The following is a 14578-nucleotide window of genomic DNA, read 5'->3' as shown; positions in this document are numbered from 1 at the left end:
TCATTTTCTGTCATTTTATTCTATTGATTTTGAGACTACAATAAAAGAATTTTAACGCTGTTAATAACTAATGTGTGTTAAATTTTATTCGCCAACAAAAAAAATTAACTTTGTTTTATGCAATTAGAGACTTACATAAGTGATTTATTATACCGTTACGAGTGTGTTACTGTGCCTGAGTTTGGTGCTTTTTTATCGCAACGCGTATCGGCAACTGTTCACGAATCTACAAATGCCTTTTATCCGCCAAAAAAACAATTATCGTTTAACGAGCAAATTCAAACTAACGATGGTTTATTAGCGCGTTATATTGCTGATGTGGAGAAAATTCCTTTTGAAACAGCTACCATAAAAATTGCAAATCGTGTAAAATTTTTAAAGTCTAATTTAACGCAAGGCGAAACAGTTTTACTTGAAAATGTTGGTGAGTTAAAACTTAATAATGAGGGTAAACTTGAATTTAATCCAAGCTACCATTTAAACTATTTAACAGATGCTTTTGGTTTATCTCAATTAGTTTCTCCTGCTATTACTCGTGAAGTTTACAAGGAAGAAGTTGAAGCTATTGAAAAGGTAATTCCATTAACAATTACTCCAGAAAAACGTAAAGCTAAACCTTATCTTAAATATGCTGCTGTTGTATTAATTGCATTAACTGTAGGTGGATTATTTACTGGTAACCATTATGTAAACGAGATTAATTCGCATAACGAAATAGCACAAGAAGAGGCTAATGCTCAATTAGAAACTAAAATTCAAGAAGCTACTTTTGTAATAAGTAATCCATTGCCAGCCGCTACTTTAAATGTGAGTAAGCAGTATGGAAATTACCATGTTGTTGCTGGTGCTTTTAGAGTAGAAAATAACTGTGATAAAAAAGTATCGCAACTACAAGAACTAGGTTTTAAAGCTAGAAAAATAGGCGTTAACAAATACGGATTGCACCAGGTTGCTTATGCTAGTTTTAGCGACAGAAATGAAGCAATTAACGAGCTAAAATCTATTCGCCAAAGTAATAATCAAGAGGCTTGGCTACTGGTTAAAGACTTAGATTAAATTTAATCTTAAATTTTCCTAAATTTTAAAAGCTGAAATTCTAAATCGGCTTACCTTTGTGTTTTAAAAAATGTCATCCTGAACTTGTTTCAGGATCTCAAGAAGTGTTTAATTTTCGTCTTAACAGAAGTTTTCAAAAAGTATAAAGAAAACAACAATATTAGATTCCTGCCTTCGCAGGAATTACAAAATATGGAAGCAAGAACAGCAAAAGACTCAAGAACAATAATGACAGATATGGTTTTACCTGGTGAAACCAACCCAATTAACAACCTTTTTGGTGGCGAATTATTAGCAAGAATGGATCGTGCTGCAGGTATTAGTGCACGTCGTCATTCTAGACGTATTGTAGTAACAGCTTCTGTAAACCATGTGGCTTTTAATCGTGCTATTCCTTTAGGAAGTGTAGTTACTGTAGATGCTAAAGTGTCTCGAGCTTTTTCAAGCTCTATGGAAATTTATATAGATGTTTGGATAGAAGACAGAGAATCTGGTGTTAAAGCTAAAGCCAACGAAGCTATTTATACTTTTGTTGCAGTAGATGAAACTGGAAGACCTGTTCGCGTACCAGAATTAATTCCTGAAACCGAAGAAGAGATTAAACGTTTTGATGGTGCTTTAAGACGTAAACAATTAAGTTTACTATTGGCTGGTAAAATAAAACCTAATGATGCTACTGAGTTGAAGGCGTTGTTTGATTAATTTAAAAATAGAATTCTTTTCAATCAATAAGTCTCACAGTTAAATACTCCAACGAAAGCTATATTAAATGGCGGATTTTGATTTTTTTCAAAATAACTATTCAAACATGATGAACTAATTTTTTTTAAGATCTCCTTTTAATAAAGCATCATAGCTCGTTTAGCAAAGGAAGTTTCCTCTTTATTACAACCATTTTTAGATATAAATTGTTTTGTTGTTAATTGATCTTCTTTAAGTAATTTATCTAGCTTTCCACCTAAAAACTCTATATATGTTTTATTTAAACCATTTTTTTCAAGGCTAGCATTTGAACTTTTGCAATCAATCAAGGTGCCAAAGCATAGTAGAAATATTGCAAATATTGATTTTTCATTGTTTGATTATTTCTAAAAATTCAAGTTTTTGAAATTTTACATTTTAAAAATCCAACTCGAAGGATTCTGTGTTTTATTATCTTTATCAATTCTAAATTTTAGAATAGTTTCGCCAGTTGAAGGATTAGTAAACACTTCTCCAATCTCCTGTTTTGTAGTTACTTTATCGCCTTTTTTTACGTAAATTTTACCTAAATTTTGATACGTAGTAATGTAGTTACCATGTTTAACCATTACAATAGGATTACTACGTCTAGGCTTTAAAATACCCATAACTTCACCATTAAAAACGGCACGTACTTTTTCGCCTTTCTCTGTAGAAATTCTAACACCATTACTATTAATAGTTAAGTTACGGTCTACAGGAGAACGTTGCTTACCATAGCGCAATTTAATAACACCTTTTTCTACTGGCCAAGGTAATTTACCTTTATTACCTAGAAAGTCTGCAGCAAGCGCCTTTGCTTCTGCTGTTAAAGCAAAGCTTTTAGATTTTGTTGTAGTTTTTACTCCAGCTTTTTTGTTAGATGCAGCAATAGCAGCACTAATTAATTTATCTATTTCACTATCGATGCGTCTGGCTTCTTTTTGCTTTGTTTTTACTTGAGCTGTGTATTTGTTTAAGTCCTTTTTAATAGACTTCATAATCATTTCGTGCTGACTACGCTCTACTTCTAATGCTTTTTGTGCTTTTTTATTTTCGGTAATTAATTTACTTTTTGTTGCTTTTTGAGTTAACAAGTTTGTGTTTGCTTCTTGTAGTGTAATTGTTTTTGCTTTTATCTTGTTGGCTTGCTCTTTTTGGTAATCTGCGTATTGATTTAAATACTGAACACGTTTATAAGCCTGCTTAAAATTTGTAGAAGATAATAGAAACATAACACGGCTTTGCTTGTTTTTATTCTTATACGCTTGTTGTAGCATTTTAGCGTAACCTGCTTTTAAAAGCGTAAGCTCATCTCTGTTTTCTGTAATCTGCTTCTGGTTATTGTTAATCTCACGTGTTAACAAATTAGCTTGCTGATTGGTAACTTTTATAAGATTTTCTCTCGCACTAACTTTTAAACTTAAATCTTCAATTTGAGAAACTTCAGATTTTTTTTTAGATTGATTTGAAGTTAGCAACTTGTTTATTTGCTGTATTTCTCTAGTAATTTCTAGACGTCTTGCTTCTAGTTCTTTCTGCTTTCCGCTTTGCGCAAAAATAAAAGTGCTACTAAAAAATAGCAGACTAAAAACTAATATTTTATTTTGAAAAATATGCATTATTAAAGTTCTATTTTGTTGTAACCAGATGGTATTTTAAAAGGAAACCTAAGGTCTTGATTTAATGTTACACCTTTGTATTCTAGATCTATTTTTAGTTGATCGTCATTTTCTAAAGCTATAATTTTAATACGTTCAGGTAGTATTTCTTTCTCTACTTCTTGATAGGCTAAATAATTTATTTCAAGATGTCGTTTAGTCTTTGATTGTGTAATTTGCTGCGAATCCATTTTAAAATGTGTAGGATTAAAAAGTAAAAACAACTCGAATAAATCGTCTTGCTTTATAGGCGCAAGCATATAAGATTTTTCGAAAACTGAAGCTTGGTACTCTTTTGTATTGGGTTTAAAAACAGGCTCTCCTAAAAGTAGAGCTTGTACCTTATTAAAGTCTAATTCTGTACCTAACAGCTCGCTTAAATAACTAAAATCTCCATCAAAATAAGTGCCATCTAATTTATTATAAAAGGCTACTCTAGTTGGAGTTATTAGTGCTTTTACTATGCCTAGTTTACTCATCCAGATGGTTTTGTCTTTTTCCATTCTTAAAGACACAGAAACAGATTGAGACTTTTTACCCTCATGAGATTCTATTTTTAATTTCGCACTTAACGTTTTAAATTTAGAATCACTTTTAACGTTGTTTTTTATTATTTGCTTTGCAGATAGGTTTGTATTTAAAGTGCCATCGTCTGCAACTGTTTTGGCAGATTTACAACTTACTAAACCAATACAAAGCACAAATATTAGGGAAATTATTTGAGGTTTAAATGTCATTTAATTAGGGATTTCTAGCTTTTTAGCTTTATCAGTAAACGTTTTTGCTTTCGCTAAATTGTTTATGCCAGTATAAGCTTTACTTAACTGCTTGTAAAAATCGGCTTCCATTTTATTATCTTCTATAATATAATCTAAACCTGTTTCAAGTGTTTCTATAGCTTCTTTATAATTAGATAACTGGTTTAATGCAACGCCATTTATAAGATAAAGAACTGGTTGTGCAGGATATTTTTCTAAACCTACTGTGCTTTTTTGTTCTGCTTTTTTAAATTCCTTTAAATCAATATGTAATAAGATAATGTTTCTTAAAATAGTAAAGTTTTCAGGTTCTAAGTTTTGTGCTTTTATGTAGTATTCTATAGCTTTTACCTTATCGTCTTTAGTTAAATAATACTGTGCAATTTCAATAAACGTTTTAGTGTCTGCAGCACTTTCGCTAACTAAAGAAGTAATATCTACTAAATCTTTTTCGTATTGTGGATTCTTGCCCACAAAATTTACAAAATCTGCTAATACTTTTAGTTTTGCTTCCGGTTTAATTTTACGGCTTCCTAAAACAACTTTCATAGATTTTATAGCCATTTCAGCTTTATTGTCATCTAAATAAAATTTATATAGTGCTAAATGGACTAATTGCGATTCTGGATGCACCTCTAATAACTTTTTAGCAGTTTCAAAGGCTTTTTTAGTGTTATTACTTTCGCTATATCTAAAAATTAAAGCCAAGTAGTTTTTTTCGGCTTCAGGATTCTCGTCAACACGCTCTTCTAAATTTTTAATTTGTTTTTTCTTTTGTCCTGTGGCATTATAAATTTGATTTCTTAAACGGTCTCTAGAATCTGAAACACCTATTTCTTCATCTAAATCGTCTAAAACATCTATTGCTTCTTTATATTTTTTTGTTCTTACATACAAAGCAGCCAAATCTTCTTTATAATCAGGATGGTATTTTACCAGTTGCTTAATTGTTTTTATTGCTTTATCGTATTCTTTTTGTTGTGCGTAACTTTCGTATAGCTCATCTAAATACCACTCGTTTTCAGGCTCTTTACTTACTGCTTTTTTAAGGGCATCTTCTGCAGCACCAAAATTTTTAAGTTTGTTGTAATTTTTACCTAATTCGAAATAAAGAATAGATTCAGAATCGTCTATTTCTATAGCTTTTTGCAAGGCAATAATAGCTTTGTCGTAGTTTTCTCTTGCTTTTTGCTGAAGTGCCTCGTAAAATAATTCTTGAAACTCGTCTGACACGTTTCCTAAGTCGTCGTCTGGTGTTGCATTAAAATCTACTTGCGCAGAAGTAACTAAAGGACATAGAAATATCCCAAAGATAAAAAGTAATATATAGCTTAGTTTGTTCATTTATGTTAGATTCTTCGCTTTCGCTCTGAATGACATTTCAAAGATTATTCCAAAAAATTTATGAGATTTCTGTCTTACTGAAAACGAGTTCAGCACAAGTTGCAGAAACTAGGTTATTCTAAAATTGAATAATCTCCTATACTAATTTTGGTAAACTTTCCATCGTACTTAACGTGATTACCAATCATAGCTTCGTCTAAATTAGCGTTTTTTATTGTGGTTTCATTCTGTATTAAACTATTTTTAACTGTACTATCTTCTATAACACAGTTGTTTCCAATAGAAACATTAGGTCCAATTGTAGTGTTTTTTAGTATAACATTCTCACCAATATAACACGGTTCAATAATATTTGAATTTTCGTTCTTTACTGAAGAAGCAATAAGTTTTTCTTCTCCATCGTCTTTTAAGAAGCCTAGCATACGTTGGTTAGTTTCTAATGTTACTGCTTTGTTTCCGCAGTCCATCCATTCGCTAACTTCGCCTGTTTTAAAAACTTTACCGTTAGCCATCATGCCTTTAATACCATCGTTAATTTGGTATTCTCCTCCATTAATAATGTTATTATCTAGTACTTTTTGAAGTTCTGCTTTTAAGGCCGAAACTTCTTTAAAATAATAAATTCCAATAACTGCTAAATCGCTAACAAATTGTTCTGGCTTTTCTACCAATTCTACAATTTCTTTATTGTTGTTTAACTTAACAACACCATACGCTTCTGGTTTATCTACTTGTTTTACCCAAATTACAGAATCTGCTTCTGGATCTAAATCAAAATTTGCACGAATAAGTGTATCTGCATAAGCAATAACTGCTGGTCCAGAAAGTGACTCTTTTGCGCACATTATTGCATGACCAGTTCCTAAAGGTTGGTCTTGTCTATAAATAGATGCCTTTGCACCTAAACTTTTTGCTAAAGCTTCTAAACTAGAAACAACGTCGTCTCCAAACCAAGCTGGATCGCCTAAAACAAAGGCAATTTCTTCAATTGGTTGATTTAAAACCTTAACAATATCTTTAACTAAACGATGTACAATTGGTTGTCCTGCAACAGGAATTAATGGTTTTGGCACTGTTAAACTATGTGGACGCAGTCGAGAACCTCGTCCTGCCATTGGTACTATTATTTTCATAATATATTGATTTGTTTTTTATAAAAATGATGAATTTTATAAATCTATTTTATTCTTTTTTGCGGCTGCTTTAAAAATGTCTAGCTTATCTTCTGCTTTTAATGCTTGATACATTATTTTAAGATTCGCTTCTGCATCTTTTTTGTAAGGTGATTCTATCTCGATGTATAGTATGTAGGCTTGCATCATGTTATCTACTGCCTGCATATATTGCTTGTTTTCAAAATACATTCTTCCAAGACCATAAGGCGCTTCTGGATCCTTTTTATATATTTTTTTGTACTTATTATAGTACTTTATAGCGTTATCATATTCTCCTAATTTCTCGTAAGCAACACCAATATTCATTAGTGGTATTTTACCTTTAGCATCTAGTTTTAGAGATTTTTTATAAGCCTCTACAGCTTCTTTATTTTTATTTAATAGTCTATAAGTAATACCTAAATTATCCCAAGCAAAAGCAAATTTCTTATCTATAGCAACCGCTTTTTTGTAGTGTTTTAATGCTTTTTCATAATCTTGAGCTTCTCCTGCTTCTATACCTAGACTAAACTGTTTTAAAGCTTTTTCGTTTTTTGAATACGATTTTCTTGTTGTTTTATTACTGGAAAAATAGATGCTTTCCATGTCTCCACACGTTTCTAAGAGATAGTCTCTAATCTCTTGCACATCTTCGTTTGTGTAAATTGTGATATTTACTTCTTTTTTAATAGCATTAATAGAATCTTTTGTAGCCTCATTCTCTTTTAGAGTTTGAGAAACTGTAGTTAATTTGTTTAACAGTTGATATGATGAATTAGCACTTTCTATACAGCTATTAATTGCTTTACTTTTACCTTCGTAATCTAGTTTTAAATCTATTTCGCCAATACATTCGCAGGCATCGTAACCAACGGTTACTATTTTATCTGATTTGTCTTGAGCTAATACTACTGTACTTATTAATGCTAGTATTAATGCGAATAAATTTTTCATAATTGGTTATTTTATTTTACTCCTGTACTTCCAAAACCACCTGCTCCTCTTTCGGTCTCAGAAAGTGTTTCTACTGCTTGCCATTCTGCTCTTTCATGTTTGGCGATAACAAGCTGAGCTATGCGTTCTCCGTTTTCGATGATGAATACTTCTGAAGACAAATTAACTAAAATTACACCTACTTCTCCTCTGTAATCTGCATCAACCGTTCCTGGCGCATTAAGCACTGTAACGCCTTTTTTTGCTGCAAGACCACTTCTAGGTCTTACTTGTGCTTCTATTCCAATAGGAAGCTCTAAAAACAGGCCTGTTGTTACTATTGCGCGTTCCATAGGTTTTAATGTAATGCTTTCTTTAATATTTGCTCTCAAGTCCATTCCTGCAGAGGCAATGGTTTCATAATGTGGTAATGCGTGAGCCGATTTGTTTATTATTTTTATTTTCATATTGATTGATCTATCATAAGATTCTTCACTACGTTCTGAATGACAGGTTACTTACTTTTTAGTAATTGTTTTATTTCATTTTTTTCAAGCTGAAAAACTAAGCCTAAAAATACAATTAATGCTCCAATCCCAATAACATAATTACCTCTAAAATTATAGAAATACAGCATTGATAATACCATTGAAAGACTAAAATATAGTGCAATCCTTTTTAAGTTATAAGGAATAGGATAGTATTTTCTTCCAAAGTAAAAGGATAATAACATCATTATTGCGTATGCTGCAAGTGTTGCTATTGCCGAACCTTTAAATCCTATTTTTGGGATTAATATATAATTTAATACCAACGTCACTATGGCTCCAAATATTGAAATATAAGCACCAAACTTTGTGCGATCTGTTATTTTGTACCAAACAGAAAGGTTGTGATAAATTCCTAAACAAAAATTAGCTAACAAAATAAAAGGTACAATCCACATAGCTTTGTAATAAGCTTCGCTTCTAATAATATATGGTTTTAATATATCTGCAAAAACAACAACGCTTAATAAAATTACAGAACCAAAAGCTACAAAGTATTCTAAAATTTTAGCATAGTTTTTTTGAGGATTTTCGGTTTTAGAGTGACTAAAAAAATAAGGCTCTATACCTAGACGAAAAGCAGTTGCAAACAAGGTCATAAATAAAGCTAGCTTGTAACAAGCAGAATACATTCCAATTTGTTCGTCGGCAATATTTGAAGGCAATAATTTTTCTAGTAAAATTCTATCAAAAGTTTCATTTACAGAATAAGCAACACCTGCAATTAAAACTGGCATTGCGTAACGCATCATCTTTTTCCATAAAACGGTATCGAATTTAAATTCGATTTTAGAGTAAAATGAAAGTAATAGTAATAACGTTGTAGCGCTTGCTACCAAGTTTGAAATAAATATGTAACTGATTTCGAAATCTGGTTTATAAATACTATTAAAAACGGAATTACTTTGCGATAAATCTTTTAAATATATCAACAGGAAAACACTTAAGCCTAAGTTAATTGCTACGTTTAATATTTTTATAACTGCGTAACGCATTGGTCTTGCTGTTGCTCGCAACCATGCAAAAGGTATAATTACTAAAGCATCTAATAACAGAATAATAAAGATTAGGTTTAAATACTTAAGCTCTATATTTATTAGAGTTGAAATTTGATTTCTTAACAAAAAAGCTAACCCTAATAAAGTAAAGGAGCTAACTATCAATGATATTGCAGAAGTACTTGTTACTTTTTCTTGGTTGTCTTCCTTATTAAAAAACCTAAAAAAAGCTGTTTCCATCCCATAAGCTAAAACAACATTAAAGAGTACAAAATAAGCGAATATGAAAGAAACTCGTCCGTATTCTGCTACAGAAAGCACTTCTGGATCTGTATAAAGTGGAACTAAAATAAAACTTAACATTCGTGGTAGCACAGTTGCTAAACCATAAATAAATGTTTGTTTAAAAAGAGATTTAAATCCGCTCAAATTAGTATAAAAATTATTAGTCTAAATGTATTGATTCTGTTAGACCTATAAAAGTATTTGGGTTTACTTTTTAAATTTTACTAATAGGTATTAGAAATAGTTAATGAATTAAATAGAAAAATCTAGTTTTTAGTCTTTTTTTGGTGGAGCAGAAGGAAAATAGTCTCCCTTTTTTTCAATAATATTATAGACTTGAAAGTACTGTATTTTGCCATTATCTATATAACTTATCATACATTCATTAGACTCTAATTTAAAAGGAAAAGGTTCTTGTTTTGTTGGAATGGTGTTACCATATTCGGCATTTTCATCATTACTCATTACTAAATCACCATTATTAGATTTTAAATTTGCAAAATGCGATGCTTTCCCAGATTGCATGTCTCCAATCATGCCTCTAAAATAAACTTTCTCTAATTTGTAATTAGATTGGTTAATTAACATTGGGAAATAAATATTTATTCCAGATCCTCCAGCTTGTTTTCCAGCAATCCAGGTTTGAAAATACGTTTCTCGTATAAAAAGTGGTGTCTGCTTACCTCTTCCTTGAGTTACCTGCGTATGCTCTGCTTCTGTATTATCACCTTCTGCTGCATGCTCTGTATGATCCTGATCTGCATTATCTGTATGTTCTATTTCCTCCATACTATTTACTTGTTTTGAACTCTTACAATTTGTAAAACTGATTAGTATTACTACATACAAGCTTAAAAATACTAATGATTTATATAGTTTCATATTGATTTAATTTAATTATAAATATAGTAAAACAAATTTTGTTCCGTTTTTTACTAAATTATAAAAGTAAGTTAAACGAAAAAAACCTTATTCAAATTGAATAAGGTTTTTTTTAATTCTTTTGTAGGTGTTAATCAATAGTTAACTCACCTAATGAATTCCCTTTTTTGTTACCACCATAAATAAGGTAATTGTTAGAACTTTTAGCATATTTTGTAGCTGGTCTTACAACTATTTGTTTCTTTTCAAATTCACTAGGATCGGTTCTTGTTAACTCTCCTGTTTTTTCGTTAAAAGAAAATGCTACTGGTATCATTTTGTTTACGTTTCTAACCTTTTTAACATCGTCCATTTTTGTGATTCCAATATTTTTAGGATCGTCGTTAACAATAACAGTTAATTGACCGTTATGATAGATTGGTATAGCGCTCAAGTATTCTGGTCCATTACCTAAAACGGTTAAAGGAAAATATAACCCAGCAGATACAGAAACTCCTCCAGAACTACCTGCAAATGAAATAGATAATCCTAACTCAGAAACTTTTACTTGCTGCTCTTTTGGTATAACATTACTCCAATCTAAAGTTCCGTCTTTATTTAAAGCTGTAACTATAATTTCGTTTGTTATATAAGTATAAGGTGTAATAGATAAAGGACCTATTCCACTTGATTTACCTACAACAATAAGTTTATATTCTGAAAGCACAATAACACCTCCATTATCTCTTTCTACAAAAGAAATATTTTGGTAATACGGTTTTAAATCTTTACCTTTTTTAGCTCTTCTTTCTCCAATAAGTTGTTTTTTAACGTCAAAAGTAAAATCATTAAACGTTTTCTTAGTGACTTCTCCAGTGTTATAATTAAAGGTAACATCGTAAATACCTTCTACTGTCGATTCTGCTTTTCCACTTTTTTTAATATCAGAATAAAAACCAATAGCATGTAACGTATTATCTTTTGTTTCCATTAAGCTACAGTTTAATGCTCTTTTACCAGACAGGCTTACATTTGTAACTTGCTTCTTATAATTGCTTTTAGCTAAATAAGAATGAATTGTTATATTATTAACACTTGTTTTCTTCTTTTTATCTCTATAGCTTTCTGTTGTTGCTATTAAAACATCTCCATGTTCATTTACTTGAACATCAGAAAAATCGAATAGCTGTCTATTCTTCTCTTCAAAAACAATTTCATAACTATCATTTAAAACTTCTGTTAGATTATCGTCTAATAAAATTACAGTGTATTTTAATTGTTCTTTTCTAGAATTAATACCTACGTGAGTAATAAGGTAATTAAACTCGTCATAGGATGGAGTGAATACAAAACTACCTTTCTTCTTCCTACTTTCTACAGGGACAGAAAGTACTTTTGTAGTTTTAACAATCTTCTTTCCTGATATTTCTTTTGCTAAAAAATTATATGTTTTTCCTTTTTTATTATAATAAGATAGCATTAAAAATACTTTCTCACCTACAATAGCTAAATCTTCTATTTGTAATTTATTACCATTAATTTTGTCGAATTTAAGTAGTGAACTACTTTTAAAAGCTTTTGTTGAAGCGTCAAAAGTTTGTAAAAAGAAATTTTTCTTTTTTCTAGCTAACGCATAAACTGTATTATTTTTTTCACCAGCTATTTTTATAATATCTCCATCTTTATTTGTAATTGTTTTTCCAAAATCAAGGTCGATATTACCAACTTTTAATTGAGCCGAAACATTAAAACAAATTAATAATAGTAGTACAGCGAATAATTTTTTCATAGGTAATATTTTAAAATTTATTTTTATGGTTTATTAAAGCTACAAAAATAGAATTTTACAAGTAAAGTCCTACATTTTTTACATAAAAAAACCTTATCCAAACTGAATAAGGTTTTTTTAAATTTTTATTATTCTTTTTATAAAGAATTATTAACTAGTTATTTAAAGCCTCTGCTCCACCAACTATCTCTAAGATCTCGTTGGTAATAGAAGCTTGACGTGCTTTATTGTATGTTAATTTTAATTGATCTCTAAGCTCTGTTGCGTTATCTGTTGCTTTGTGCATAGCTGTCATACGTGCACCATGTTCACTTGCAAAACTATCTCTAATGCCTTTGTATAATTGAGTCTTTAAAGACTTTGGTATTAACTGCTCTACTATTTCTAATTTAGAAGGCTCAAAAACATAATCTGCATTTACTACTACTGCGCCTTCAATAGGTACAATTGGTAAAAACTGCTCAGTCATTACAATTTGAGTTGCTGCATTTTTAAATTTGTTGTAAACAATTTCAATTTTATCAAACTCACCAGTAACAAATTTCTCCATAAGCATTTCTGCTATTGTTGCAACATTATCAAACGTTAAATCATCGTATAATTCACTGTGATTTCCAGCAACAATTCCTTTTTTAGTAAAAGCATCGTTTATTTTCTTTCCAATGGCTATTACTGAAACGTTTTTTCCTGTGTGAACATTATCAATTAAGTGTTGCGTATGCTTAATAATGTTAGAGTTAAAAGCACCTGCTAAACCTCTATTTGAAGAAATTGAAACAATAAGTACATTTTTTACGTCTCTTACTTCAGAATATTGACTTCCAGTATCTGCATCTAGCGTAGCACTTAAACTTTGTAAAAGTTCAGTTAACTTATCTGCATAAGGACGCATTGCTGTAATAGCATCTTGTGCTTTCTTTAACTTTGCAGCAGATACCATTTTCATGGCACTAGTAATCTGCATCGTTGAAGACACTGATGATATTCTATTACGTATTTCTTTAAGATTAGCCATTCTTTATTTTTATAAAGACTCTTCGACAAGCTCAGAGTGACATTAGTTTTATTATTAAAATCTAGAGTTATGAGTTAGAAAACTCTAAACTTATAACTCTAAACTCTTAACTATTTTAAGCTCTATACTTAGCTGAAAGATCTTTACACACTGTAATTAATGTGTCTGTAACCTCATCAGTTAATTTTCCTGCTTTTAAAGTATCTAAAACACCTCTATGCTTAGCGTTTAAGAATTCTAAATAATCTCTTTCGAACTCTTTAATTTTATTTACAGGAACGTCTTTTAATAAGTTTTTAGATCCAGCATAAATAATTGCTACTTGATCTTCTACTTTAAACGGATCGTTTTGACCTTGCTTTAAAATCTCTACGTTACGCTTTCCTTTTTCTATTACATTTAAAGTTACTGCATCTAAATCTGATCCAAACTTAGCAAACGCTTCTAATTCACGATACTGTGCTTGATCTAATTTTAATGTTCCAGATACTTTTTTCATTGCTTTAATCTGTGCATTACCACCAACTCGAGATACAGAAATACCTACGTTAATTGCTGGACGTACACCAGAGTTAAATAAATCTCCATCTAAGAAAATTTGTCCATCTGTAATTGAAATTACATTTGTTGGTATGTATGCTGATACGTCACCTGCTTGTGTTTCAATAATTGGTAAAGCTGTTAATGAACCACCACCTTTTACGATTGGCTTAAGCGAATCTGGTAAATCGTTCATTTCACTAGCAATAGCATCATTATTAATAATTTTTGCAGAACGCTCTAATAATCTTGAGTGTAAATAAAATACATCTCCAGGATATGCTTCACGTCCTGGTGGACGTCTTAATAATAAAGAAACCTCACGATAAGCAACGGCTTGTTTAGATAAATCATCAAAAACAATTAAAGCTGGTCTACCAGTATCTCTAAAATATTCTCCAATAGAAGCTCCAGTAAATGGTGCATAAACTTGCATTGCTGCAGGATCACTTGCGTTTGCTGCTACAATTGTTGTATAAGCTAAAGCGCCTTTTTCTTCTAAAGTTTTAGCAATTAATGCTACTGTTGCTGCTTTTTGACCTACAGCTACATATATACAATATACAGGCTCGCCTGCATCGTAAAATTCTTTTTGATTTAAGATAGCATCAATACAAACTGCAGTTTTACCTGTTTGTCTGTCACCAATTACTAACTCACGTTGTCCTCTACCTACTGGAATCATTGCATCAATTGCTTTAATTCCTGTTTGTAATGGTTCTGTTACTGGCTCTCTGTAAATTACACCTGGAGCTTTACGCTCTAGAGGCATCTCGTAAGTTTCACCAGTTATAGGTCCTTTTCCATCAATAGGGTTTCCTAAAGTATCTACAACACGACCAACAATACCTTCACCTACTTTAATAGATGCAATACGTTCTGTACGCTTTACTGTAGAACCTTCTCTTACGCCTAC

Annotated in this window: 14 protein-coding genes; 2 read left to right on the top strand and 12 right to left on the bottom strand. The window is 30.9% G+C overall.

Going from position 1 to position 14578, the window contains the following annotated elements:
• The first annotated feature begins 117 nt into the window (after positions 1–117).
• Together Q0C58_RS07215 and Q0C58_RS07210 are read left to right on the top strand one after the other, a co-directional pair.
• Positions 118–1056 carry an SPOR domain-containing protein gene (locus tag Q0C58_RS07215; protein WP_290699338.1) on the top strand — a complete coding sequence of 313 codons (939 nt, stop codon included), beginning with the start codon at positions 118–120 and terminating at the stop codon, positions 1054–1056.
• A 192-nt stretch (positions 1057–1248) separates the two neighbouring features.
• On the top strand, positions 1249–1758 hold the full coding sequence (locus Q0C58_RS07210; protein ID WP_290699335.1) for an acyl-CoA thioesterase: 510 nt from the start codon (positions 1249–1251) through the stop codon (positions 1756–1758).
• A 137-nt stretch (positions 1759–1895) separates the two neighbouring features.
• On the opposite strand, the gene Q0C58_RS07205 is transcribed toward Q0C58_RS07210, so the two are convergent.
• The 12 genes from Q0C58_RS07205 to atpA all read right to left on the bottom strand — a co-directional run.
• A complete protein-coding gene (locus tag Q0C58_RS07205) occupies positions 1896–2087 on the bottom strand; it encodes a hypothetical protein (RefSeq protein WP_290699332.1) in 192 nt (63 codons plus the stop codon).
• 81 nt (positions 2088–2168) lie between these two features.
• Positions 2169–3398: a peptidoglycan DD-metalloendopeptidase family protein gene (locus Q0C58_RS07200; protein ID WP_290699329.1), complete on the bottom strand. Its 1230-nt coding sequence runs from the start codon at positions 3396–3398 to the stop codon at positions 2169–2171.
• Between the two features lie 2 nt (positions 3399–3400).
• A complete protein-coding gene (locus tag Q0C58_RS07195; RefSeq protein WP_290699326.1) occupies positions 3401–4174 on the bottom strand; it encodes a DUF4292 domain-containing protein in 774 nt (257 codons plus the stop codon).
• Positions 4175–5539 (bottom strand): tetratricopeptide repeat protein, encoded by a 1365-nt coding sequence (locus Q0C58_RS07190; protein WP_290699323.1) that lies wholly within the window; start codon positions 5537–5539, stop codon positions 4175–4177.
• Positions 5540–5652: 113 nt separating this feature from the next.
• Positions 5653–6672, bottom strand: coding sequence for a sugar phosphate nucleotidyltransferase (locus tag Q0C58_RS07185; protein WP_290699320.1), 1020 nt, complete (start codon positions 6670–6672; stop codon positions 5653–5655).
• 36 nt (positions 6673–6708) lie between these two features.
• Positions 6709–7647 (bottom strand): tetratricopeptide repeat protein, encoded by a 939-nt coding sequence (locus Q0C58_RS07180; RefSeq protein WP_290699317.1) that lies wholly within the window; start codon positions 7645–7647, stop codon positions 6709–6711.
• Positions 7648–7658: 11 nt separating this feature from the next.
• Positions 7659–8093, bottom strand: coding sequence for a dUTP diphosphatase (gene dut / locus Q0C58_RS07175; protein WP_290699314.1), 435 nt, complete (start codon positions 8091–8093; stop codon positions 7659–7661).
• A gap of 47 nt (positions 8094–8140) precedes the next feature.
• A complete protein-coding gene (locus Q0C58_RS07170; RefSeq protein WP_290699311.1) occupies positions 8141–9601 on the bottom strand; it encodes an oligosaccharide flippase family protein in 1461 nt (486 codons plus the stop codon).
• Positions 9602–9730: 129 nt separating this feature from the next.
• Positions 9731–10339, bottom strand: coding sequence for a hypothetical protein (locus Q0C58_RS07165; RefSeq protein ID WP_290699308.1), 609 nt, complete (start codon positions 10337–10339; stop codon positions 9731–9733).
• 130 nt (positions 10340–10469) lie between these two features.
• Positions 10470–12107, bottom strand: coding sequence for a hypothetical protein (locus Q0C58_RS07160; protein ID WP_290699305.1), 1638 nt, complete (start codon positions 12105–12107; stop codon positions 10470–10472).
• A 154-nt stretch (positions 12108–12261) separates the two neighbouring features.
• Positions 12262–13122, bottom strand: coding sequence for an ATP synthase F1 subunit gamma (gene atpG / locus Q0C58_RS07155; protein WP_290699302.1), 861 nt, complete (start codon positions 13120–13122; stop codon positions 12262–12264).
• Positions 13123–13237: 115 nt separating this feature from the next.
• The coding region (atpA, locus tag Q0C58_RS07150) for a F0F1 ATP synthase subunit alpha (RefSeq protein ID WP_290699299.1) at positions 13238–14578 on the bottom strand (1341 nt) is incomplete at its 5' end.

This window comes from Lacinutrix sp. (assembly GCF_023299985.1).
Taxonomy (GTDB): domain Bacteria; phylum Bacteroidota; class Bacteroidia; order Flavobacteriales; family Flavobacteriaceae; genus Lacinutrix.
The sequence above is the reverse complement of the archived record's forward strand: the minus strand, read 5'-3'. Positions and strand labels throughout refer to the sequence as shown.